The organism is Bacillus sp. AM 13(2015) (assembly GCF_001518755.1).
Lineage (GTDB): Bacteria > Bacillota > Bacilli > Bacillales > Bacillaceae > Bacillus > Bacillus safensis.
Map to the genome: position 1 here is coordinate 1 of NZ_LKCP01000057.1, position 22,341 is coordinate 22,341.

The following is a 22,341-nucleotide window of genomic DNA, read 5'->3' on the forward strand; positions in this document are numbered from 1 at the left end:
ATAGAGGGAAGATAAGGCTTTTTGCAATGATGTGACTTGAGGGCCTTTTGTTAAGGGCTTGGTGACTTTTAAAATGCCAGATGGCAGATTTGACGATTTCTGTTTGGAAACAGGTGCTTTGTGGCTCAAGCTTTCTGCCTGAACTGGTTTTCTTGTGCTTTTGCTGCCGGTATGCGCTGTGGCTATGCCAGCTTTAAACTGATCCCATCGTCCGAGAAGTTTCCTTGGACATTCTTTCCCGCTCCAATGTTTATGAGGCACTACATTTGATAAAGGAATCCCCAAATCTCCTATCAGCTTGCGAATGAGCCATTGGGCATTTTCGACTGCTTGTTCAAAGTTACCGTCTGCATTTTCACAAATTTCAATTCCAATTGACTTCATATTGCCGGTGCCTCTGCCATCCCCTGCGTGCCAGCCGTTTTCGTTTAACGGTAAATGCTGATAAATCACCTGATCATCAACAGTGTAATGCCAGCTGACACCGGTACTTGAACGTGCAACAAACGCTGCATGACTGGCCGCATTAGCACCTTTTGCACTATTTGACGTATTATGCACTGTAATATAGAGCGGCTTCATCGTGTTTCCTGGTCTGTTGCGATGTTGTTTTGGGATCAATGCTTGAATGATTTTCACCATGTCGTTTCTCCTTCAAGTATTATTTTGTTAGCCCTCTTTGTTTCAGAGCATCTTTTTGTAATTGGCCTTTGTAGGTCACATAATTGTTTTTAAACCAAGCTATTACCGCTGTGACCATAGTAAAAATCGTAGAACCTGCCACATAAAGTGCTTCACCTGCGGTTTGTACTTGCTCCTCACTAATCGGCAGCACCGTCTGTCCAAACATGACAAGCGTTTGATTGATCAGAGCAATAAAAAGAAGCACTGTGCGAATCACAGTGCCTTTGTCGAATGTTTTCATGATCTTTCCTCCTATTTTAAATTTCGTTCTATTTTGTCGAGTTTGTCGATCACGACGTCATACTTTTCACTAAACTTTGCTAACACATCATTTTGCGCCTCGATTTGCTCATTGAGCTTGTTTTCTCGTTCCTTTGTTGTGTTTAATACGTAAAACAGCACCCAACAAAACAACACTGCAAACGGTCCTTGTGTCATTAAATATTGAGTCAAATCCATTTCCACTGCACTCACCTACTCCCTCACTTTGCGCGTCTTTAAAGAAGGCAAAATAAAAATGCCTATTCAGCGTTTGTTGGATATTCTTCTTTTGTTATTTCTTTGTATTGTTCCGGCGTAATCTTCTCGAAACGAACAAATTTTGCTACATCTTCATTTTCATAACACTTCCATTGATAGAACAATGAAATACTACGGAACCAATCCAATTAAATGACCCCCTTTTCATTCAGCAACATGATAAGTTCTGATATTGTTTTTGATTGTTCTTCTACTCTCTTTTCTGACTCTGACAGCTGCTGAAGCAGATCAGCATTTTGCTGTTTTAATAGATCAATTTCTGATGGTGGCAGCGGTTTTGGCTGCAAGCTATCAATGTATTCCTGTGTTGCCGACTCATACCATGCTCTTTTCGTTTCATTGTATTTACCTTTGTACAAACCATCTTGAGGTCTTACATCTGTATATCCTTTTGGGATGTCTGCATCCTCTTCAATTTCTATTTCTTCCCCTGGAAGGTAATTGAATTTTTCGTCGTATTTATATATCCAGTTCATTTCATCCCTCCTGTGCCGCCATGAATTTAAAGCCGAAAGTAATAAATTCATTTGGGTTTGTTGAATTGGAGACACTTTGTATATACACATTACCATCAGTATCAATATGTGTTCTGTGTGTTTGTGGTGTTGAACCAGCGCCGATACTAGATGCTACCCCTATGAAATGAATATCCTGTACTGGACGATAACCACTTGGCAATGTAAAAACAGGTACTGCAAAACCGATAGTTCCCCCTGTAATAGAACCAATTAACTCTACCTCTCCAAATGGATTCTTATAAAATTGCACTTTTTGAGTGCCGTATTGTTTCCATCCGTTTATTATTGTTGTCGGGGATTTCCATTCTATTTGCTCTGCGCTGGTTAACAAACGTTCCCATTTTGACCATACGCTATTTACAACTGTTTTTCGCCATGTTCGGCCGAGATTATCAAAAGCAATAATAGAACCGTAGTTTCCTGCACTATTACATACCCAAACCCCTCGTAAAGCAACACCTGGTCCGTTAATAGCTGATGTGTCTGAGGTAAAATGTACAAAACCTTTATAACGAGGTAGTATGTCATGAAAATCAACAGAATTGATTATGTGAAATTTTCCAAAACCATCTGGATTGGTAATAGGAAATGCTTGAATAGCATTTAAATCTTTAGCTGTGAGCTGCCTTTCCCATTCAGTCCATGTATAGTCAGTCTTCCTAATTCTATAAAAAGAGTTCAGACCATTGACTGCATCATAGATAGCTTGTAGCAGGGTATTCCCATAACTGATAACAATCATAAACGCCCTTTTGATCTCTTTTGGACCATTTAGACCTGCATTATAAACGAGATACATTCCTGTTTCCGTAATTTCGTTATAGTCGGTGGTCTCACTTGTACCTTTATAAAAGGGTTGACCGTTATCCCTTGTTATTTTATGAAGCTGACTGTTGTTCCATTTATCTTTTTCAGCTGCTGTCGGAATTTGAGTCCAAGTGATAGATAAATGGCTAGAATTATAGTAGAAGTAATATGCATTGCCTGATGTATCTATCGCAAAACCTGTTCCAATGTTATTTTGTCCCACTGTCTGTATCCCTCTAATGGCGAATTGTGAAGGGCTATCCTCTATTCCACTGGGCGCATAAAATGTACATGTCCCTTTGTCTTTAATTGAGTCATAAATTTTTGAGCCGACAGGAATATTTAAAAGTTGTACTCCATTATCTCCTGTAATTTTATACAGCTGCGACTCATTCCATTTCTTTTTTTCTAGTTCTGAAGAGTGTTGGCTAGAATCACCGATATGAAGAGTTAATTGTTCTGATATACCAGTGTCGTTATGAATCAGTATTTTCAACATATCGTTGAATAGATCAGCATGAGCTTTATCACTCGTTTCAAAAGAACGAGGAGTTTTTATATCCAATTTGTTCTCTCCTTTGTTTCAATGAGATTGAGAATAATTTATGATTTAATAGTTTTTTAACGCCATCGCAACAACCTTTTTTCCGGCAAAAAAATAAAGCCATTAGGCTTCGTATTTGTCTCCTGTTATGTCTTCATAGTCATCTGCCGAAATCCAGCCAATGCTTACATAAAATGCAATGTCCTCTGGGCCGTAACATTGCCAGTCCCAAAATTGTTTGATATCTGCTACAGTTGGAAACATCATTCTGAAGTCCCCCCTTTCTGCATAGCCAGTAGTTGCGTTAATTGTTTTGATAATAAAGCATTTTGTTTCTTTAAAAGTTCTATATCACTTGGTGGGAGAGGGGCTGATTTTAAGCTATCTATATACTCCTGTGTCGCTGATTCATACCATTGTTGTTTTTCCACATCAAAAGCTGCTTTATAAAAAGAAGGATTATTGGGTGGAGCGATTGTTGTGCATTGATCTGGAATGACATAATTACCTTCATCATCCCTTTCGAACACTTCGATAGGTCTGACCAATTCATTTTGATGATTGTATTCATAGGCTTGTATCATCTTTATCACTTCCTTAATTTAATGGGACGACTGTGTCAAAATAATAGCCAGTTACTGCACTGTTATTCACTGCATGTAAACCGGTTAATTTTAGCTCTCCTGTCTTATATATATATAATTTACTATGACCGGTTGTACCCGATACTGGTACTGATACTACTATGCCTTTATCAGGTAATCCATTAATTGGAATTTTACCACAAATAACTTCTCTATTCGCTACTAGATGACCTCTCAACAATAATAAGTTTCCCCATTTAACATATTGAACTGGTCTGTCACCAATAGAAGAACCATTATCTAATGTGACATCTAGCCACTTGACACTTTCAAAATCAGCATCAGTTACTATTTTTTTCCACCCTTTGAAAACACCGTCAGTATGAACAGTACCAAACCAATGAGTGTTGTCATAACTTCTAATGATGTGAATAGTCTTTCTACCATTTACAGTTTCTAAGATATCAATATTAAACCAAGAAGAATCATTATCGACAGGCATATTTAAAACATTAGATCCAACAGCAAAGTAAAATCCGGATGGCAGCGTTAATATATCGGTACCTATTGGCATTGAAAGTCTTAATCCCTTTGAGTTTAATAGGTTATGGTCATTGAGACGCTTCCAACCGCTCCACTCTTGTTGGGTACCTGTTACATCAGTTGTAGAACGGTTAATATAGACATCTCCTGTATTGTTTGCACCGATGACCCAGCCGTAGGTATTTTCACTAAAAACAGACAAAGCCCTCATGGAACTTCTTGTCGGAAGATCTGGATGTGCTTCATGGATGTACCATGAGTGAACTCCAGGCAATTTTATCAATTTATCTAAAATACTAGGATCATCTGCATTAATTCTTTCAAAAGCTTTTCCATCATCAGCAGTGATTTTAGATAATTGTCCTGCATCCCATTTGTTTTTTTCATTTTGGGTCGGCATTTGCACCCAGTGGATTCCAATGTCTTTCACATGATAGGAAAAACAAAATGAGTTGCCTGATGTGTCAATTGCAATTCCTACACCAATATTGTTTTGTCCTACAAGCTGGAAGCCTCTTAATGCAGCGTTCCCAATAGCAGGAGAATCAACTACTCCTGAACCTCCTGGGGCATAGAATGAGCAAGCACCTAGCGCTTTAATCTCCTCATAGATACTGCCACCAGCAGGGATATTAATCAATTGGGACCCGTTATCATTTGTCATTTTATATAGCTGGGATTCATTCCATTTCTTCTTTTCTGAACCAGAGACGTGAGGGTTTGTATCTTCTGCATGCTGATGAATTTGAGCTAATAGTTCTGTATCATTTTCAATCAAGGTCTGCATCATCTTATTAAATAAATCTGCATGCGCTTTGTCATTTATCTCAAAAGAACGCGGTGTTTTTAAAACCATATTTCTCCCCCTTATAAAGTTTTAAAGTGATTTCAACTCTTTTATGTCATGTAATATCTGTGTCATTTGTTTGGTTAAAAAGGCATTTTGCTCCTTTAATATTTCAAGATCATTAGGTAATGGTTTTGTTTTTAGGCTATCGATATATTCTTGCGTAGCTGTTTCCTCCCATTTCTTTTCTTTAGGATTAAATTTTGCAATATACGATTCAACAGGAGGAGGTACATCAGTAAAACCTTCAGGAATTTTTTCATGTTCATTGATGAGTTTCTCTTCACCAGGCACATAAATCAATTGATCATTATATTTATAAATCCACATTTTAGTTCCTCCTATAATGTACTGAATTTGATTAAAAACGTAATGAATTCTGTAGGATTGGCAGAGTTAGAGGATAATTGTACACATACTCTTCCGTCGTTTGTAATAAATGTCCGATGATATTGTGGTACCCCAGATGTACCAAGACTTGAAGCAACCCCCACATAATAAACAGAATGTTTCGGGCGGTATCCCTCTGGAAGGACAAAAACAGGAATTTCACCTAAGGCACCATCTCTAACAGCACCATTTATCTCCACTTCTCCCAAAGCATTTTTACCAAAACGAATAGGCAGTGCACTTGAACTATATTCTTTCCATCCGTTTAAAAGTCTTGGAGTGGTCCATGTAATTTGTTGATCAGCTTCACTCAAATTACGTCTCCAACCTTGCCAGCCTAAATTTAGATCAAGGTAATTCGTATACATATTGTTTTTGTTATCAATAGCAATGACCCATCCATAAGTTCCTTTATTATTACTATCAGATGAAGTAAAATGATAAAATCCTCTGGCAGATGACTCAGAAGGATTATCTTTTGCACCAGCCACGGAATAAAAAGTGCCGAATGTTTTACCAGTTTCAGATATTTTATCAAGAAGACTATCTGCTACATCTACAGATACACGAACACCACCTGTGTCATTAGTAATTTTAATTAATTGACTTCCATTCCATTTGTTTAAATCGTTTATACTCGGAAGAGGTGTCCAAGTAATAGTTGTATGCCCATGATTGTAGTAAAAGCTGTATGCCTTCCCTGCTATATCTACCGCAAAGCCTGCCCCTATGTTATTTTGGCCTACTATCTGCATACCTCTTAGTGATATATTTGAAGATGATGGAGAATCTTCTACTCCAGGAGCTGCGTAAAATGTACATGTTCCTTTATCCTTAATTGCATCAAATATTTTTGAATCCGCTGAGACATTGATAAGCTGCATACCATTATCTGCAGTTATTTTATAGATTTGCGAGTCATTCCATTTTTTCTTTTCTTCTTCAGATGCATGTAAGTTCATATCTTGAGTGTGACTCGTAAGCTGTTCTAACAGTCCATTGTCGTTTTCAAGCAAGGTTTGAACCATTTCATTGAATAAATCAGCATGAGCTTTGTCACTAGTTTCAAATGTTTTCGGTGAATTTATTTCCATTAAAATCCCTCCATTAATAAATATCATCAATCTCAAAAACGAATTCGATGTCACCGTCTTTTTGTTTGTCTGTCATGGTGCGGATGGCCGTGAATTTGCCGTCTTCGTCGACGAGTGCTAGTTCGTTGATCACTTCTCCTGCCAGTTCTCCTTCGGCGATCGTGCAGGTGTAGCGGATTTTTGCTGGTTCCATGAAGGTAAATGAATCAATATTTTTTTGGACTAGTTCTTTTTTGAGTTTTTGTTCCGTGCCGTCTAGTGAGATCGGTTTTCCATCCTTCGTTCCCCCATTTCCAAATGCCATTTTGACGACTTTTGTGAGTTTTGTTCCTTCTGCTCTTGCCTTTGCCATTTGTTGACGTGCATACAGTGTTGTTACGGTTAATTGATCAGCCATTGTGATCCTCCTTATAAATCTATTTTTTTAGAAGTTGCTGCGAGCATTTTTGATCCGTCCAGCGGAACAGATCCATCAAGAATCCAGTAATGGTCCTTGATTAGTAAGCTTCCACCCTGCTCAGTTTGGACATGTACTGGCAGACGGAATGTCATCTTCTTTTTGGTTTGATGCTGAAGCTGATTTTTTGTGCGTAAAGTCAATGCCGCTTCTTGCTTCGTTTCATGTACCGCTCCAGTCATGACATAGTTCATGCGATGTGCTGTTTCCGACTGATGTTGAAGCCGCATTCTCATGTTTAATGAATGCCGAAAACGAGCAGGCACATCCGTTGTACCTCGTGTTCCACTGAGATAAAACGTACCATTTAAGACAAATTCACCATTGAGTAAAATCGGGATATGATCGAAAAAACCCACCCTGCTTCGCAGTGTGAGCCTCACGTGATGATCATTTTTTTCATGTACGTCGGTATGATGAAAAGCCGTGAACGTATAAGCCAAGTGAGCAGGCTTTAACGTTTCAAGAATTTCTACAATATATCTCGTGTTTTGCAGATCATCAAGGTTCACACGTAAGGCGAAGTGATAACGATTGGTTGTGAGACGGATGATAGCACTTGGATTCTTGAGAAAGCGATTCACTGATTTCTCTAATGAAAGATACGTGATTGGCGGAATATTTGACATCATATTGAGTAAACGTGCTCTACGCAGTTCAATTGAATCATCTGATTCCCGCTGCACCTTCAGCATCCTTTCCCATCTATTCAATCCCCATGTCGCTGTTAAAGGAAAGAACTGATCCGTTAAATCGAAAATGGATTCGTCCAATTGCTCAAATTCCGGTGCCTCTGTCTTGAGCAGGTGAACCACTTCATAAATTTCTGTAAAATATGGCGGCAAATAGTTTTTCATTTCATCTTGTTTGCTCAATAACCTTCACCTGCCTAAGACGCGGAATCTCAATGTCCTGTAATACTAAGTTTTTCGACTCGCCATTCAATAACACATCTGCATAATCTGACACACTTTCTGAATGATACAAAATATCATTTAAGGCGGACATTCGAATGGTACTCTTTTCAAATGCGATTGATTTCAACAACGTCTTGACCTTTTCTTCTATTTCTTTCTGAGCTCCTTCAAGGGTCCAGTCCATTTGAAGTTCGACAGCCACTTCTATGTCGATATCCAGCCATTTGGCGCTTTCAACGGTTGCTTTTGAACCGATAGGCGCTTGTCCTTCTCCTTCACCTGGCACTGGGTCGATATATTCCTGTACCCTTTTGACAAGAAGGTCTGATGCAACATCTAGATTGCCATCTGTGATGACGATTTTGACCGTCCCTTCTCCGTTCCAAAGCGGGAACACTTTCGCTCTGCCAACACCAGCTACTTCCTCAGCCCATTTTTTATAATGCGCCCTGTTGGCACTGACAGCCTCTCGCCTCGCACGTATTAAATATCGATCGTATAATGAAGCGTCATCTTCCTCCTCTTGACCAGGTATGACCAGTTCTTTCATCGTAATCGATTCAAGTCCTGGAATTGTATCAAGTGACAGCAGCGGCTGATCTGTTAATTGAACATTGCCTGCTTTACCAGGTGTCTCGCATTCTAGCGTGCCATCCTTCGAATATTGGAAATAAACGTCTTCAATAAAAAAACGTGAGCCAGCTGGAATATTGATATTTTCTGGCTGAATGGCCGCTGACCAAACCGCTTTAGTGGCTGGTTTTCTTTCAATTCCTACTTCAGCAGCCCGCCGATCTAGAAACTCTCCTTGTGCTGTATCTGCAAAGACCAGCTCAAACACTTGATCAAGCCAAATATAGGATTGGGCCAGTTCAGCGGCAGCAGGTGCCAAGGCATTCCAAATCACGCTGTTTTCTCTTTTATCTATATCATCTGGCAGTCTGTCCAGCATTCTTTCCATTAATGCTTCGTACGTCTGTTCCTCAAACATCGCCCTCCATCACCTCCTCTATTTCTAATGTTCCCTCATCTGTGACAATAGCTAATTTGACATGAAACGAGTCATTTTGCTTTGTGACCTCTAACTCTTCAATATGATCAATCCGCTCGTCAACGAGCAGTGCCTCCTCTAGCAGCCTTGGAATCTCCATTTCTTTGTATTCATCCGTGGCTTCTGTATCCGTCAACAGCTCCTGAATTTCAGTGCCAATGTCGTGACTGTAGATAGGATGTGCATACCGCTCTGTCCTAAGTGTCATATAAATAAATTGCCGGATTGCTTCAATACCTGAGATGGTTTCGCCTGTCAGTCTGCCAGTTTCAAAATCTATTCGATACGTCGTCGAGGTTTCAACCTCTTCGTCTTCTTCTACTTCCTCGATTTCTTCCTCTGGTGAAAGTGCCACGTTCATCACCTCCCTTACAATTTGTCGATGATGTAAAAGGACTGTCCTCCTGCCATTGCAAGCACCATAATACTGTCTCCTCTTTTCAGCTCATCATCCTCACCCTTATTTAAGCGCTTCGGCCAAATCAGTAATTCTTCTGGAATGATCAGCTTATGATTTTCATTTAATCGGATGCTCAGCGGGGAAACTGCCGTGACTTCTCCAATGACAAGATCGATTGGAGATTCTGCGTCTACTGCATTCACTGCCAATCGTTTAATCGCTTCACTTAATCTCACGCTTGATCACCCTTTGGCATGGAATTTTTCTCAACAACATCAATGGTCATGGTGTGTTTCACCCCACTGAATTCATGTTTGTCTTGATCGATCCAGTAAGTTTTTTTTACGTTGATTTCAGGAATTTTCAAATAGATTGGGAGACCGCTTTGCAGCTCAGGAATTCCTAGCGCTTGGATGCTTTTGACTTCTTGTTTGACGCCTTTTTTCTCTGCCAGCCGTACTTTGGCTCTCTTTTGCAGCTGCGGCTGGTTAATTTGCCCCGTGACTGTCTCAACATGCTGTAAAATACCGTATTTATTCTGACCGGCTTTATCCTGTTCGATCACCACAATCTCGGATTTACTGCCTTTTTTCTTATTTTTCCCCTGTTCATCAGCAGACGTACGCATCTTAACACGAGTGGCTGTCTCTTCAATCGAGGTGCTGTATTGATAGCTGATGAGATTGACGCCTGATTCAATGACCCATACGTCCTCTGGATCAGGCCAGGCTCTCAGCCCCATCTTGCCTTTAGCAGAATAGATTTGATAGTTTCTTCCCGTCTGCCGCTTCGTTTCTTTCAATGCTTTCAATATCATGTCATACAGGCTCGTATCATTTTTAAAGACTAGTGATTTGATGACATGTCCTGTATTGGCGATTGAGGTCATTGGAATTTGAAAGTCAGCTCCAATCCGCCTTAAGATTTGATCTGCTCTTTGATTTGAAAAAACATAGACATCTTGGTTTTTCACCAAATATTGAAGCATATCGTATGCGGTAAAAGTCATCTTCCCTTCAACAGGTGTCCGGGAAAAAACGATGCCTCTAAAAAGCTCTTTTCCTTTCCATTTAAAAAGAACCGTGTCCCCTTCCGAGACACGGTAATAAGTTTGACTGCCTTGCTTTGTGATAATATTTGCCTGAATTGAGCGAGGGGCTTGATACCTTTGCCCCTGAAGTGTCACACTCTCTGTGACAAGCTCATACATGGTGCCGCTTCTGATGGCAAAAAGCTCGATCAATGCCAGCCCCCCTATTGTGGTATTTTTAACCTTTGTCCAGGGAAAATCCAATGCCCCGGCTGCTTAATATTACGTCTGCTACGTTTAATCATCGCTAACTTATTGGCATTCCAAATACGCCGCCATTTTGTACTGTCGCCATAAAACCTGCCAGAAATGGCCCATAGCGTATCTCCTTTTTTGACGGTGTACATTTTTGGTGGTGTTTTTGAAGGCCGTTTCTTTTTCGTTTGTTTTGCTTTTTTCTTTCGTTTGATTTTCCTAGGCGATGCAGTTTTATATTCCTTTAACTCGATCGTAAATTCACGATCTCCAATATCATATGACCCTTCCTTGTGGGTGAAGCTTTCAATGCTGCACGTCATGTTGATTTTTGTCCCAGTTACAATCAATCGCACGGATTTCTTAGAACGCATCATTCGTTCAATTTTCGCAATTGCATTCTCTGGTGATGGAATGCCTTTATATTCAGCAATCGGCGAATATTTCTTAGGAAATAATGAGGTGAATGATACTTGTTTAGCCGATGGTACGTCAATAAAAGTCAGTTCTCCAAAAGAAGCGACCTTTACCGTTTCATTTTGTACGTTATTTGTGATTTCGAGTTCGGATGGAAGGACAGGGAATCGCAACTTGTCCTTTCCTTGGGAAATCCACAATTGATACACTGATTTACCCATCAATCACGACCCCCTTCGTTCCTGTATGAAGCTCTACTTCAAGTTCATCTACAAGCATTTGTTTAATTTTTTCGACTAGCGATTGTTGATCTTGTCCATTATGGAAATGCTGATCTCCATTGAATTGAATCGTGATTTGTTTATTACCTGACGATGATGTTGTACTGCCTGTTGACTGAGCTGAGGTGACTTGCTGCATCTGTGCTTCTGGTAAAGGAGCAGATGCATTTGATGGATCATATACTTGCATCCCAAGTGCCTTAGCTGCCTGCGTCAATAAATACCTTCCGCGAATGCCTCTTTCCTCGGGAATAATCCATTCACGTTTGTTTCCTTCACCGACTCTAGCCACCTGCTCTTGAGTAATCAATCCGCCATTTGCGTAGCCTTTATAAGGGCCGCCTCTTCTCATACTTCGTAATCCCGGCGTGTTGAAGACTGTTCCATATCTGCCCTTAATGTAGTTAATGGCTGCTACGGCATTATGAATTGGGTTCCAAATGTCATTCATGCCCTTGCCTTTATTGGCGTTAAACGTCGTTCCAATGGTTTGCATTAAACCTTTAGAAGGTGTTCCCTTTTTGGCATTGGAATCCCATAAGTTGATCGCTCTCGGATTTCCACGTGACTCATGCTGCGCGATGGTCATCAGACCTGGAAGCCAGCTCATAGATGTGCCAGTTGCCATGATAGCCGCCATGAGCCATTGTTTAATATTAAGCCCTGAAGCTCCCATACCGCTGAAGGCACCGATTAATGAACCAGCTTGATTTTCAGCAAACTTTTTCACATCAACTGAGTCGAGCCCTTTGACGACACCAATTGATGCAAATTTCCCAAGACTCATCATGACGCGTGAAGGGGAATGAATGTCTAATTCCTCTCTAAACGCCTGTTCTACTTTCTTCGCCATTTCTTTGGCCGCTTGCGTGACTTCGCTTCCTTTGGAACGCATGCCGTTATTAAAGGCGTCAATCATTCCTGAACCCCAGCTTGGTGATTCTTGTTTTGCTTGCAGGAATGGTTGTTTGATGTGTTGATCTACGTATTGGCTCGTGCCAATTGATGTGGCATTTTGGCCTGCTGCAAAACCACTAACCGTTCCAGAACCCCAAGTTGGTGATGCGGTCATGACTTGTTGGTATGGTGTTTTTACACGACTTTGCAAGAAGCTGGCTGTACCTGTTGGTGTCATCTGCTGACCATTTGCAAAAGCTGAAACCGTTTGTTGACCATACTTTCCTGAGTCTGATGTCAATTGACCAAACGGCTGCTGAATATTCTTTTGTTTCCATTGATCAAGGGAGATTACTTTACGATTTAACCCCTGTTCAAAATCGTTATTAAATTGCTCGCCAATGCTGGAGGCTTGAATGTCCCCCGTCACCGAGACCGATCCGTCTATTGAACCGACAGAAGATGATGCAGCTACTGCTGTAGGAGCTGGAGAGCTTGACACTGAATTTCCTGCCGCTCCGCTTGGTACAACAGACATTCCAAGTTGAGAAGCTGCCTGTGCCAGCAGCATCTTTCCGCGTCCTCGGTTATTTTGAGTTGGAATGACAAATTCGTTACCTGCTTCACCGACCCATGATAAGGTTGGCTGAGTGATATAGCCGCCTGTGGCATTATTATCAGCGCCTCCAAAGACATGTTTCAAAACAAAATCAATACCACCGCCAGCCTTATCAAAAATCTTTTTGACCCAGCCAAACGCTTTAGAAAACCCCTCACCAATAGCTTCTGCTACTTTTACAATCGGCTTTTGAATGTTGTCCTCAAACCATTTGGATAATCCATCCCATATATCTGTCACGACTTTATACGCTTCTTCAAACTTTTCCCCGAAACTGTCTTTAATGGTTCCTACCGTATCTACAAGAGGATTCCACACATTTTCCATAAACCATGTCGATACAACCCCAAAGATTGATTGTATCTTTTTCCATGCATTTGATAATGCTGTCCAAATCCCTGTAGCGACTGTAACAACTGTGCTGCTTAGCGGCGTCCAAACGTTCTCGATAAACCACCCTGCAACTGCACTGAATGTTTCTTGGATCCACGTCCAGGCATTGACTAGGCTTGACCAAATGGTCGTTGCTACCGTAACGACTGTACCGCTTAACGGTGTCCAGACGTTTTCGATAAACCAGCCTGCTACTGTACTGAATGTTTCTTGGATCCACGTCCAGGCATTGACTAGGCTTGACCAGATGGTTGTTGCTACCGTAACGACTGTATCGCTTAACGGTGTCCAGACGTTTTCAATAAACCACCCCGCAACTGTACTGAATGTTTCTTGGATCCATGTCCAGGCATTGACTAAACTCGACCAGATGGATGATGCTACTGTGACAACCGTGCTGCTTATTGGTGTCCAGACATTTTCTGTGAACCAAGTCGCAACTGTTGACCAAACTTCAACAATTTGATCTTTAATTTCAATGGCTTTTTGGCCAATCTTTTCAAATCCGCCGCCATCAAACCATTTTCCGATCGTTTCACCGATAGATTCGCCGCCCATACTTCCAGCAATGCCGCCTACTAGACCACCGATGGCTGTACCTACTCCTGGAACTACGCTTCCAATAGCTGCACCTGCTGCTGCACCTGCCATCCCGCCGGCGATACCGCCTCCAGTCGTACCGATCTTTTCACCAGCATTCTCTTTTTTCATACCGATTAAATTTGTTGCACTAAGTAAACCACCTAGAATAGGAACTTTCTTTAATAATTTGCCGCTCCCTTTACCGATATTTTTTACCGCATCCCCTAGTCCACTTAACCCCTTGCCACCTTTCATTAGACCCGTAAGTCCGCCAACTGAAGCTGCGATACCCGCACCTTTCTTTAGTCCACTAGGGATTTTTCCAAATAACTTACCTGCATTTGTTTTCAGTTTCCCTAATTTACTTGGAGGCCTTCTATTCATTTCGGTTCTTGATGTGGCATTTGGATTTGTTGGTCGTCTCGGTGAACGGCCATTTCTCGCTTTAGTCGATCCTCGGCTGCTTATACCTCTTGCACAACAAGGGCAACAACTACTGCGAAACAAACCTTTTCCACCTCGCGGCTTAGGCTGCGTTTTAGGAGCCGAATTAGATGGTGCAGTTGTCGGAGCCGTTGTTGGCGCTGTTGTTGGCGCTGTTGTTGGTGCTGTTGTTGGCGCTGTTGTTGGTGCTGTTGTTGGTGCCGGAGTGGTACTGCTATTTTCACTTGATTGATCACTTGCTCCAAAGAGACGATCTAATCCAGTCTTCACCCATTGATCTAGTTTTTTTTCAGGATTAAATTTAATCTTCTCTTTAATTCTTCCGATCACATCTTGTTTGTACTCTTCCATTTTATTTTCAACCCAAGGAAGTGCTTTTTCATCCCAAAACTTTCTAGGACTCAATTTTTCCTTCACTTTGTCTGCAACGTCACCTGCATATTTTTGAATTTCATTTAATCCTTTATTGGCAAAGTTCTGTAGCAAACTCTGTTTAGGTTCATCCGTTTTAGCTGATGGACTAGCAGCCTCAGGCTCTTTTTTTATGGTTTTTTCTTTCACAACAGACTCTGCCTGATCTCGTTTTTTCAGCTTACTTTTTGCATTGTCTTGAACTGACACTCTGATTTCGTGTTTGGACATCGTCAAGCTTTTGAGTGTCTTTTTGATTCGTTGAATTGCTGCGGTGGCTTGGTCAACCATGTTTAATCGCATATAGTACGTTCTGTTGATGAGCTGAAGGATTGATTTTTTGATTGATGATATTTTACCTGATAATTGATCGTTCAATTTAAACGTCATCATCATGGGACTTGTCCCCACTTGTCTCAAACGATCTATGCTGGTTTTAATGACATCCAGTCCCTTTGCTTGAATGGATATGACCATATGATTCGGTAACATATTTAACTGATTTTTTAATGATTTTAGATCACGATAGATTCCCTGATCCAGTGTCATGGAAACAGCTGAAATTTTCCGGAGAGATAAAGTGAGATTTCTCAGCTTCTTTTCATCCATTTCTAGGCTTATTTTCACCGGTTTTCTAAATGGTTTGAGCTGCTTCTCAAACGTTTGAAACCGTTTTTGAATGCGTAATAGCTTTTTCGACACCCGGTCTTCTAATTCAAATCGCGCTGTAAGTTTCGCCATTTACTTACCTCCTTTCTTTGCTTCTTTTTCTAGCATGTCTAGTTTGTAGCTGATCAGTCCGAAAAGAAATGCTTTGAATGGTCTTGGTGATTCGTATAAATCAAGGAGTTCAGATGGGGAGTAGTGAAGTTCGTGCATCGCGTAATATAAAAACACGGCTTCTTTATCCCCATCTTTTATTAGTTTTTTGCTGCTTCTTCTAAATCTTCAATTTCATCTTCGAATCCGTTGATTTCGATCGCTTTGTTTAACCAGTTCGCATATTCACCGCCAACTGACAGGACACGTTTTGCTACTTCAACTGGATCTTGTGTGCTGTAGGCTTCTCTTAATTCCTTTGAACGGAAATCTGGGTAAATCGTCGATTCAATTGCAATACGTGCGTAGAAGCGCTGGCTGTCTAAGTCTTTTACACGTCCTCTGCCTTTGACATTTTTGAAGGTTGTGTTTTCTTTTTCCAGTTCATCAATACGTTCAGTTGTAATAGCTTTAAAGACAAAAGGAATGACATTCCCTTTTTTATCAACAAAACGCTTAGAAATCGGTACTTTGACTTCTTCCGCTTCTACTGTTTGTCCTGGCATAAAAAATGAAAGATCAAATGTTTGTTTTTCACTCATGTTTAAAAACTCCCTTTGTTATGTTTTTTTGAATGCAAAAAAGCACATCCATTTTTTGAATGTGCTTTCCAATCTTTTCATGTATAATTTTAATTGTACAATTGAATGGCTTGCTCAAGGGCGTCTGGCTCATCCCCGATAGGAAGGGGGTGATGCATATGTCAACATTTGAAGCGATTTCCCTCATGTTTTTATTCGGGATGTTTATCCTTACTTTGTTGACTTATATAAACAAAAAATAGACTCCCCTTGAGCTTTGGACGGTTGAAGGGGAAGTCTATCCTAAAAACTATCTAAATTGATTAGCCAGCCCCTTTGAGGGCCTCATTGTACATTGCCGGGATGTTAGAGCATCCTGGCTTTTTTATTGTATGCAAATAGCTTTGCATGTAAACATATTTTAATGAATCGAATACAAGACGCTGCCAGACGAAATTTAGACGGCTTCAAGACGGCTGTATTACAACTGCATTATAGCATATTCAGTTTTTAATTTGCTAATTAATTAGCTGATTTCCTCCACTTTTCTTAGAAAGTATTCTTCAGCTTCTCAGGAAGATCAAAGTCTTCAAACGTGAAAGGAACTTCTTCTTCAAGCGCCTCTGAATCAACATCCAATCCAGCGATTTTAGCTGAATCAAAGTTGACATCAAATAATGTCACACGCTCAGTGCCACGGCCTGATGATTTATCGTCAATGACAGCTTGAAGAGTGAAATATGGATCTTCTCCTTTTTTCACGTAATTGAGCATCAATTGAACGAAACGAGATGTAACTTTATAAAAGGTTGCCGTTCCTGTTCCGTTTGCTCCCGTTGTTTTATGACCAGTCATTCGGCGGCCCATGACGTTCACTTCTGATTTGTTTTTCTCCACGTTTGCTTCGAAGGTTTTGATAAATGCAAGCTCCTCACCTTCTAAGAAAAGACGACCTTCTTTACCTGAAATTGTATTTTGCGCTTTAAAAGCCATCTTACTTCACCTCCACATTGAAATAGAATTTTTCTGCTGCATCTACTGGTTGAACCGCTAAATCGATGATAAATCCATCACGATCTTCATTGAGGCCGATCACGATATCTGTTTCTGAGTTAAAGCCTGTAATGCCGCTGCCATCTTGAAGCTGTGTGAGATACTGGGTAATCAGTGTTTTCACAAGCTGCACACCATCATCTGATGCTGGAATGTCATTGCCATTGGCTTTGCGTAATTTAATCAGATTTTTTAATTCGAAAGTTAAATCATTGTTGATCGCATCAAGCACACGAATGATTTTGTTTTTCGCCATTTGCTGGTTCTTTTCAGCTGTGAAGCTTGTCAAAGAGTTAATATCTTTTTCAACACTCACGGTGCGATCTCTCGCATCAAAGGTGAAAATGAACTCCCCTTGTGATAATCGGTATTCTACTTGATCATTGTCAAGGCGTTCTAATGTATCGACTGCTCCTTCGTATTCAACAAAGGTGAGTGACTGATTGAAGTTTGCTCCGGCACTTGCACCTGCGACCCATGCTGTTGTTTGAGCAGGTGTTAGTTCTGTTCCATCTTCGAGTACAACACCGCTTGTCACATTGATGATTCCTTCTTGGTCAGCTGCGTAATTAGCCACAACCCCTTGCACCTTACGTCCTTGCTTATCACGTAAACGCTCGATAAATGAAGCGAAGGTTGCTTTTAATTGCTCACTATTATCGACTGGAAGGGCAATGACATCGAAGTATTCTGTTTCTGCTGCTTCTAGGAAAGCTGTATAATCTGCAACACTTGCCACGCCGTTTTTCCCGCCGCTTAGTGCCACACCAGCTGTGATGACTGCTTCACCTTCACCAGAAAATTGAACGTACTTGTTTTTCACAAGATCTTTGACATCAGTGACAACCTGTTTGTCCACAATATCTGTTCCAAGATAAGTGATAACATCGCGCTTTGTGCTATCAAGTACATTTTCTGCCACTTGTACTGTGATCTCATTTCCTTTTAGGCCGCCATAATTTGCTGTGACCACAAAGTTTTCAGCAATTTCAGCTTTAGCCGGCTCCCCTTCATTTAAGCGGTAAAGCAAGACCGTTTGCGCTTTTTTCTTTGCTTCACGGAAAAGAAGAAGTGACTTATCATCAATGTTAAGTCCAACCTTCTTATTTAAGTCTTCCATATTTGAAACGGAAATAAAGGTTTTTGGTTCTCCCCAGCTCATCACAAGAGGAAGTGCCACCGTACCTCGGTCGCCTAAAGTAATTCGCTGCTCTGCTGTTGTTTTAAAATTAAAGTAAATGCCAGGACGCTTTTTCTCTGTACCTGGTGTAAAAGTGCCTCCGTTCATTCTTTAAACCTCCTTGGACAAAAAAGCATCAATGTGCTTTTTCGCTTCTGTTTTTGTAATTGGTTGATCTTTGATATAAAAAAGAGCCCCTTCAAGGATTTCTGGTTTGACCCCAAAAAGATCCTTGCTGTGCTCCTTTAAGGCTTCAAATGAAAAGCCAAATTCTTTTTCTTCGCCGGCTGTTTGAGCGGGCTGTGCATTTTTAGTCTTGCTCACGTTTGATCACCCCATCTGAAAAGTTGATATCTTCAAGGCTTGCCTGTTTGTCTCGGTTGTACCAATAGCTGCTATCCCATGTCAGGACAATCGCTGCTACGCCTTGATCTATCATTCTTGTTTCCACTCTTTTTATGCGGACATAATCATCAAGCACCTCTCCGTCTTCACTCATCATCTGAATGATTTGACGATCAGCAAGCAATGCATCAACGATTGTTTCTGCCGCATCATGTGCTTTTTCTGTATCAATATGAAAGACTTTCACTTGCAGCGAATAAGATTTCATAAAGGTAGAAACCGTATCTGGACCACTGATCACTGTCACAGGCGGCACATAAACGGATGGCACTTGAAAGCGTTCTGGCAAAAGACGATCATACATTGTCACAGGAAAGTGTGTGTAGATATAATGCATGATTGCCCCGACTTCTTGATTCATTCCATCACCTCCCAAAATGTCGATCGAACCAGCTTTGCAGCTTTCGATCCAGCGACTGTTCAAACATTTGCTCATAGAGCATGACAGCATGATCCCAGTAGCCATTACCTTCAATCCATTGAGAGGCAAGCATCATTCCTGTACTTGCATTCGGATCATATTCAAAGCGGCTGCCAGTCCATCTGCCAGGCACCCATCTTCGCTCTCCACTTGAAGAAGTGGCATGTCCGTCATTGACATAGGAGGCATATTCAAGCTGCGTTCCCACTTCAAGTGTGAGACCGCCCTTTGAAAGGAAAAAATGATTCTCCTTGTCGCCTTGTGTAAAGGATTTTAGAAGCCGTCCTGTATCAACAGCATTCTCCTTGATTAATTCATCCTGAATGATGTCTAAAAACTCTAGGCCCATGTCCTCCAGCCAAACTTGATATTCTGCCTTTAAGCCGCCATCACACGCTGTCTGCAGTTGTGAAATCAGCCGGTCAAGTCCATCAATTTTCATAGATTTTCCTTCCTGACTGCCATCACTTCGATGTGATGATTTTTCACTTTTTTAGGCTGCTGTAATTTGAGTGACACGCCATTCCACACCATTTTGTCATGCAAGCGAATATCACTTCCTAAAGGAAAATGGACAAGATAGGATTGATAAATGACTGTATTCGGCTCTTCTTGCACAAGTGACTGGTTCTTTTCTATGACATAACAAGCTAGATCGGCCAGGCTGGGAGCATCGGGATAGGAAAGTGTCATTTGTAAATCATCAGCTGGTATTCCAAATTTCCCGCGGGCAGACTCCTTATGTTCAAGGTGAAAAAGATCACAGCGATCTGTTAATAGAGATTGATAGCTCATAATGATCTCACCTTTAGTTTGGCACTGCCGGCAGTCAATGTTGGTTCAATGTAATCTACAAGCAGGGCATATACATAGGGTCTGCCTTTCACTTGATCAGCTGCCTTTGCATATGAATAATCGCCCATTTTCTCTGACATAAAGCCTTTCATCATAGATTCGTCATCATTCAGCATGGCAAAATATTGGGCCATTTTTAATAATGCGATTCTTGCTTTTTCAGGGAGAGGCTGATATATTTTCGCTTGAGAAATCGTGACCTACGATCTGAAATACCGCAGCTTCTGCTTCGATAATATCTGCTGTCAGTCTTTCTACAGATCGATTTTTCACACGATCAAATACAGAATAGGCCTGCAGTTCTTCAGCAGAAATGATCATGGTCTGCCGTCACCTACTCTTTCACTTTCATCACTTTTGCTACAGCATCCTCTTCCTCAAATTTGCTGTCTAGCTTCGCTGTGAGGACAATAATAAATTTACGGCTGCGAATATCTTTTTCTACTTCAATTCGAATATTTCGAGAGAAACCTACGATAATATTTTTAGGATGTGTCAGCAAAATATCTGATACATCTGTTCCCGCTTCGTCATATGGCTGCATATTGGCAAGACCTTTGACCGGCACACCGAATGCAGAAGAAAGTCCGCCTTGAATGGCCGCATCTCCAAGGCCCGTCTGACGGTTTGCTACTTGATCCTTCCATTCAACTTCTAAGCTTGGGGATGTGTAGAAACGGAAATCCTGAGGAACGCGTAAATATTTTGACGGCATCGCTTTATAAGCTTGCTTAAACATTTGGCGGCTGATTTCCGCTCCATTTGCATCTACGATATGAGATACTGCTTGTTTTCTCACGCCATCCATTTGAGCTAGAAATGGATCTGCTGAAGTCGTATCGCCATTGACGATGAGCTCTTCAATGTCAACCGCTGCTCGTTCAGCGAGCATTTGCATAATCGTCTGCTGAATGCCGTCTTTCTCAATATTGTTTTCAATGCTGTCGTAGGTCATGTGGATCTCTGCGATGACCTCTTTCGCATTTAGCTGGACAGTGCTTGTCGCTGGGACAACACGGTCTTTCGCATCAAGCGCTTTGCCTTCTTCTGCTGGGCGCAAAATACGCTGGCCAAAGCCGATTTTTTCGATTTTTTGTGAATCACTTTCCATTGGAATGATACGTGCATCATTTAAAACGGTTGGTGTATTTTGCATCATTCTAATGAATGTGTTGGATTGGGTTGCGTTCATGAGACCGCCGGTTTTTAAGCTGGCAAGTGTCATTTCGGCCTTGCGAATCAACTCTTGATTTCTCACACTGTTTCCTCCTTATTTAGGCTTATAGTAAGCCATCCCATATGGGCTTTGTACTGTCGTTTTGTGTATCGTGGATTGTTTGTTTTGACATGCCGCGCGCTTTTTCAAGCATGTGAATCCGCTCTGAAATAGGCAAAAGCTGCTGCTGAAGCACTTGCTCAAGCGCAGCTTTTTCTCTGCTGGCTGATTTCTCTAAAGAAGAAAGCTGATGACGAATTGGTGCTACGACTTGTTCAAGCACCTTTTGGACAGGTTCTTCCCCAGTTTGATCTGTTTCCTGCTGTTCAGCATGCTGTAAGACGTTTTCGATGGCCATTTTTGCTTTTTCAAGCTCTCGTACTTGCTCCGTCGTCAAAGCGGCGTCTTGTTTTTGTACGGAGGCTGGCCTTTCACCAATCGTTTGAAGCACATCTTCTGTCTTCAAAATCTCCTGCACGATTGGCAGCAATTGCTCAAGCGCTGATCTTACACCCGCCTCATCACCATCACTTGACTGTAAGGTTTCCAGCAGGTGGTCTAAAACGCTCCAAAATTGTTGTGACATGTTTGCACCTTCCTCTTTCAAAAAGAAATTTTTCAGCAAAGAAAAAAGCCCTCTCTCATTCGTGCTTTGAGATAGGAGCTGATCTTGTTCTTCAATTGCTACGATGTCCGCCGTTCCTGCCATTGAATATCCTGTAATGTGGCCTTTCTGAATTTGATCCCAAATCTCTTGAGAAGCCTTTGTTACAAGCACCCAAGATCCTTTTCGGATCAGCTCACCGCCTACTTCAAAATCAGCTGGTGCAATGTATGATTCAACCACTTCTCCAACACCATGTTGAAAATCATGCTGCTTGTCAATGTGGCGGGCATCTTGCATAAAACCATGTGCTGCTCTTTCAATTTCTTTGGCAGACATAAAGTCTTGGTGTGCATCAGGTGTATTCGGTTCATACACGACACCATACACAAGGCGATGAGCATCTTCTGCCTTTGTCAGCACACTCACCTCTTTTTGAAAGTCAGGCTGGCTTTTCTTTGCCTTCATCAAAAAGAATTTCTTTTTGTTTGCGGCTCTGTCCACGTAGGAAACATGCGTAATTTTTGCGTTTTTTAATTCTCTTGGCATATGTTCACCCCCT

The 22,341-nt window shown here is 41.2% G+C and carries 30 protein-coding genes and 1 pseudogene; 1 reads left to right on the plus strand and 30 read right to left on the minus strand.

The genetic code is table 11. The features are described from left to right. From AOQ70_RS08855 to AOQ70_RS08945, 21 genes are all read right to left on the minus strand, one after another. Positions 1-642, minus strand: a 642-nt coding sequence (locus AOQ70_RS08855) for a peptidoglycan recognition protein family protein (RefSeq protein WP_059375800.1), incomplete at its 3' end; no start/stop codon positions are given. 19 nt (positions 643-661) lie between these two features. Next, positions 662-925 carry a phage holin gene (locus tag AOQ70_RS08860; protein WP_019743388.1) on the minus strand — a complete coding sequence of 88 codons (264 nt, stop codon included), beginning with the start codon at positions 923-925 and terminating at the stop codon, positions 662-664. Between the two features lie 11 nt (positions 926-936). Beyond that, positions 937-1,149: a BhlA/UviB family holin-like peptide gene (locus AOQ70_RS08865; RefSeq protein ID WP_008344062.1), complete on the minus strand. Its 213-nt coding sequence runs from the start codon at positions 1,147-1,149 to the stop codon at positions 937-939. A 56-nt stretch (positions 1,150-1,205) separates the two neighbouring features. Next, positions 1,206-1,352 carry an XkdX family protein gene (locus AOQ70_RS19255; RefSeq protein WP_008361668.1) on the minus strand — a complete coding sequence of 49 codons (147 nt, stop codon included), beginning with the start codon at positions 1,350-1,352 and terminating at the stop codon, positions 1,206-1,208. Further along, a complete protein-coding gene (locus AOQ70_RS08870) occupies positions 1,353-1,700 on the minus strand; it encodes a hypothetical protein (RefSeq protein ID WP_058838035.1) in 348 nt (115 codons plus the stop codon). A 1-nt stretch (position 1,701) separates the two neighbouring features. Then, positions 1,702-3,114 (minus strand): hypothetical protein, encoded by a 1,413-nt coding sequence (locus AOQ70_RS08875; protein ID WP_059375804.1) that lies wholly within the window; start codon positions 3,112-3,114, stop codon positions 1,702-1,704. A gap of 102 nt (positions 3,115-3,216) precedes the next feature. Further along, the gene (locus AOQ70_RS08880; protein ID WP_059375807.1) at positions 3,217-3,360 is read right to left on the minus strand and encodes an XkdX family protein; all 144 of its coding nucleotides are present in this window, start codon (positions 3,358-3,360) and stop codon (positions 3,217-3,219) included. Beyond that, positions 3,357-3,677, minus strand: coding sequence for a hypothetical protein (locus AOQ70_RS08885; RefSeq protein ID WP_059375809.1), 321 nt, complete (start codon positions 3,675-3,677; stop codon positions 3,357-3,359). The genes AOQ70_RS08880 and AOQ70_RS08885 overlap by 4 nt, the downstream gene beginning before the upstream one ends. A gap of 13 nt (positions 3,678-3,690) precedes the next feature. Further along, positions 3,691-5,076: a hypothetical protein gene (locus tag AOQ70_RS08890; protein ID WP_059375812.1), complete on the minus strand. Its 1,386-nt coding sequence runs from the start codon at positions 5,074-5,076 to the stop codon at positions 3,691-3,693. A gap of 21 nt (positions 5,077-5,097) precedes the next feature. Then, entirely contained in the window at positions 5,098-5,397 is a 300-nt protein-coding gene (locus AOQ70_RS08895) for a hypothetical protein (RefSeq protein WP_059375814.1), read from the minus strand. A gap of 11 nt (positions 5,398-5,408) precedes the next feature. Next, positions 5,409-6,551 carry a hypothetical protein gene (locus tag AOQ70_RS08900; RefSeq protein WP_059375817.1) on the minus strand — a complete coding sequence of 381 codons (1,143 nt, stop codon included), beginning with the start codon at positions 6,549-6,551 and terminating at the stop codon, positions 5,409-5,411. 13 nt (positions 6,552-6,564) lie between these two features. Then, entirely contained in the window at positions 6,565-6,948 is a 384-nt protein-coding gene (locus tag AOQ70_RS08905; RefSeq protein WP_024423249.1) for a phage tail-collar fiber domain-containing protein, read from the minus strand. An 11-nt stretch (positions 6,949-6,959) separates the two neighbouring features. Beyond that, positions 6,960-7,883: a YmfQ family protein gene (locus AOQ70_RS08910; RefSeq protein ID WP_059375820.1), complete on the minus strand. Its 924-nt coding sequence runs from the start codon at positions 7,881-7,883 to the stop codon at positions 6,960-6,962. Then, positions 7,867-8,916 (minus strand): baseplate J/gp47 family protein, encoded by a 1,050-nt coding sequence (locus AOQ70_RS08915; RefSeq protein ID WP_059375823.1) that lies wholly within the window; start codon positions 8,914-8,916, stop codon positions 7,867-7,869. Before AOQ70_RS08915 ends, AOQ70_RS08910 begins: the two co-directional genes overlap by 17 nt. Further along, positions 8,909-9,331: a DUF2634 domain-containing protein gene (locus tag AOQ70_RS08920; RefSeq protein WP_059375825.1), complete on the minus strand. Its 423-nt coding sequence runs from the start codon at positions 9,329-9,331 to the stop codon at positions 8,909-8,911. The genes AOQ70_RS08915 and AOQ70_RS08920 overlap by 8 nt, the downstream gene beginning before the upstream one ends. A gap of 14 nt (positions 9,332-9,345) precedes the next feature. Continuing rightward, positions 9,346-9,612, minus strand: a complete 267-nt coding sequence (locus AOQ70_RS08925; protein ID WP_024423253.1) for a DUF2577 family protein — start codon at positions 9,610-9,612, stop codon at positions 9,346-9,348. Further along, complete coding sequence (locus AOQ70_RS08930) at positions 9,609-10,619, minus strand: XkdQ/YqbQ family protein (protein WP_041085439.1); 1,011 nt, start codon at positions 10,617-10,619, stop codon at positions 9,609-9,611. The genes AOQ70_RS08925 and AOQ70_RS08930 overlap by 4 nt, the downstream gene beginning before the upstream one ends. Before the next feature lie 11 nt (positions 10,620-10,630). Further along, on the minus strand, positions 10,631-11,299 hold the full coding sequence (locus AOQ70_RS08935) for a LysM peptidoglycan-binding domain-containing protein (RefSeq protein WP_058838044.1): 669 nt from the start codon (positions 11,297-11,299) through the stop codon (positions 10,631-10,633). Beyond that, the gene (locus AOQ70_RS08940) at positions 11,292-15,446 is read right to left on the minus strand and encodes a transglycosylase SLT domain-containing protein (protein WP_059375829.1); all 4,155 of its coding nucleotides are present in this window, start codon (positions 15,444-15,446) and stop codon (positions 11,292-11,294) included. Before AOQ70_RS08940 ends, AOQ70_RS08935 begins: the two co-directional genes overlap by 8 nt. Then, positions 15,447-15,584 (minus strand): hypothetical protein, encoded by a 138-nt coding sequence (locus tag AOQ70_RS19570; RefSeq protein ID WP_095285871.1) that lies wholly within the window; start codon positions 15,582-15,584, stop codon positions 15,447-15,449. 41 nt (positions 15,585-15,625) lie between these two features. After that, positions 15,626-16,066, minus strand: a complete 441-nt coding sequence (locus AOQ70_RS08945) for a phage tail assembly chaperone (RefSeq protein ID WP_012011040.1) — start codon at positions 16,064-16,066, stop codon at positions 15,626-15,628. A gap of 185 nt (positions 16,067-16,251) precedes the next feature. Between AOQ70_RS08945 and AOQ70_RS19940 the strand changes: the two genes are divergently transcribed. After that, positions 16,252-16,308 (plus strand): putative holin-like toxin, encoded by a 57-nt coding sequence (locus AOQ70_RS19940; protein WP_231730857.1) that lies wholly within the window; start codon positions 16,252-16,254, stop codon positions 16,306-16,308. A gap of 286 nt (positions 16,309-16,594) precedes the next feature. On the opposite strand, the gene AOQ70_RS08950 is transcribed toward AOQ70_RS19940, so the two are convergent. The 9 genes and pseudogenes from AOQ70_RS08950 to AOQ70_RS08990 form a co-directional block, all read right to left on the minus strand. Continuing rightward, positions 16,595-17,038: a phage tail tube protein gene (locus AOQ70_RS08950; RefSeq protein WP_024423257.1), complete on the minus strand. Its 444-nt coding sequence runs from the start codon at positions 17,036-17,038 to the stop codon at positions 16,595-16,597. Position 17,039: 1 nt separating this feature from the next. Next, the gene (locus tag AOQ70_RS08955) at positions 17,040-18,386 is read right to left on the minus strand and encodes a phage tail sheath family protein (protein ID WP_039180985.1); all 1,347 of its coding nucleotides are present in this window, start codon (positions 18,384-18,386) and stop codon (positions 17,040-17,042) included. Positions 18,387-18,389: 3 nt separating this feature from the next. Continuing rightward, the gene (locus AOQ70_RS08960) at positions 18,390-18,602 is read right to left on the minus strand and encodes a hypothetical protein (RefSeq protein ID WP_039180988.1); all 213 of its coding nucleotides are present in this window, start codon (positions 18,600-18,602) and stop codon (positions 18,390-18,392) included. Continuing rightward, positions 18,589-19,044, minus strand: coding sequence for a phage tail terminator family protein (locus AOQ70_RS08965; protein WP_039180991.1), 456 nt, complete (start codon positions 19,042-19,044; stop codon positions 18,589-18,591). Before AOQ70_RS08965 ends, AOQ70_RS08960 begins: the two co-directional genes overlap by 14 nt. A gap of 4 nt (positions 19,045-19,048) precedes the next feature. Beyond that, a complete protein-coding gene (locus AOQ70_RS08970; RefSeq protein ID WP_059375833.1) occupies positions 19,049-19,546 on the minus strand; it encodes an HK97 gp10 family phage protein in 498 nt (165 codons plus the stop codon). Further along, positions 19,543-19,899: a YqbH/XkdH family protein gene (locus tag AOQ70_RS08975; RefSeq protein WP_059375836.1), complete on the minus strand. Its 357-nt coding sequence runs from the start codon at positions 19,897-19,899 to the stop codon at positions 19,543-19,545. The genes AOQ70_RS08970 and AOQ70_RS08975 overlap by 4 nt, the downstream gene beginning before the upstream one ends. Further along, positions 19,896-20,280 (minus strand): annotated as a pseudogene (gene yqbG / locus AOQ70_RS19265) (protein YqbG). Before yqbG ends, AOQ70_RS08975 begins: the two are co-directional and overlap by 4 nt. 13 nt (positions 20,281-20,293) lie before the next feature. Next, positions 20,294-21,217, minus strand: coding sequence for a phage major capsid protein (locus tag AOQ70_RS08985; protein WP_024425904.1), 924 nt, complete (start codon positions 21,215-21,217; stop codon positions 20,294-20,296). A gap of 22 nt (positions 21,218-21,239) precedes the next feature. Further along, positions 21,240-22,328 (minus strand): XkdF-like putative serine protease domain-containing protein, encoded by a 1,089-nt coding sequence (locus AOQ70_RS08990; protein WP_059375842.1) that lies wholly within the window; start codon positions 22,326-22,328, stop codon positions 21,240-21,242. Positions 22,329-22,341: the final 13 nt, after the last annotated feature.

Bases quoted from the DNA above. Each gene is read 5' to 3' on its own strand.
- AOQ70_RS08880 (WP_059375807.1), bottom strand. From the start codon at position 3,360: ATGATGTTTCCAACTGTAGCAGATATCAAACAATTTTGGGACTGGCAA.
- AOQ70_RS08990 (WP_059375842.1), bottom strand. From the start codon at position 22,328: ATGCCAAGAGAATTAAAAAACGCAAAAATTACGCATGTTTCCTACGTG.
- AOQ70_RS19570 (WP_095285871.1), bottom strand. From the start codon at position 15,584: ATGCACGAACTTCACTACTCCCCATCTGAACTCCTTGATTTATACGAA.
- AOQ70_RS08940 (WP_059375829.1), bottom strand. From the start codon at position 15,446: ATGGCGAAACTTACAGCGCGATTTGAATTAGAAGACCGGGTGTCGAAA.
- AOQ70_RS08970 (WP_059375833.1), bottom strand. From the start codon at position 19,546: ATGAAAATTGATGGACTTGACCGGCTGATTTCACAACTGCAGACAGCG.
- AOQ70_RS08890 (WP_059375812.1), bottom strand. From the start codon at position 5,076: ATGGTTTTAAAAACACCGCGTTCTTTTGAGATAAATGACAAAGCGCAT.
- AOQ70_RS08955 (WP_039180985.1), bottom strand. From the start codon at position 18,386: ATGAACGGAGGCACTTTTACACCAGGTACAGAGAAAAAGCGTCCTGGC.
- AOQ70_RS08885 (WP_059375809.1), bottom strand. From the start codon at position 3,677: ATGATACAAGCCTATGAATACAATCATCAAAATGAATTGGTCAGACCT.
- AOQ70_RS08870 (WP_058838035.1), bottom strand. From the start codon at position 1,700: ATGAACTGGATATATAAATACGACGAAAAATTCAATTACCTTCCAGGG.
- AOQ70_RS08950 (WP_024423257.1), bottom strand. From the start codon at position 17,038: ATGGCTTTTAAAGCGCAAAATACAATTTCAGGTAAAGAAGGTCGTCTT.
- AOQ70_RS08900 (WP_059375817.1), bottom strand. From the start codon at position 6,551: ATGGAAATAAATTCACCGAAAACATTTGAAACTAGTGACAAAGCTCAT.
- AOQ70_RS08975 (WP_059375836.1), bottom strand. From the start codon at position 19,899: ATGAGCTATCAATCTCTATTAACAGATCGCTGTGATCTTTTTCACCTT.
- AOQ70_RS08895 (WP_059375814.1), bottom strand. From the start codon at position 5,397: ATGTGGATTTATAAATATAATGATCAATTGATTTATGTGCCTGGTGAA.
- AOQ70_RS08905 (WP_024423249.1), bottom strand. From the start codon at position 6,948: ATGGCTGATCAATTAACCGTAACAACACTGTATGCACGTCAACAAATG.
- AOQ70_RS08965 (WP_039180991.1), bottom strand. From the start codon at position 19,044: ATGAATCAAGAAGTCGGGGCAATCATGCATTATATCTACACACACTTT.
- AOQ70_RS08860 (WP_019743388.1), bottom strand. From the start codon at position 925: ATGAAAACATTCGACAAAGGCACTGTGATTCGCACAGTGCTTCTTTTT.
- AOQ70_RS08935 (WP_058838044.1), bottom strand. From the start codon at position 11,299: ATGGGTAAATCAGTGTATCAATTGTGGATTTCCCAAGGAAAGGACAAG.
- AOQ70_RS08945 (WP_012011040.1), bottom strand. From the start codon at position 16,066: ATGAGTGAAAAACAAACATTTGATCTTTCATTTTTTATGCCAGGACAA.
- AOQ70_RS08915 (WP_059375823.1), bottom strand. From the start codon at position 8,916: ATGTTTGAGGAACAGACGTACGAAGCATTAATGGAAAGAATGCTGGAC.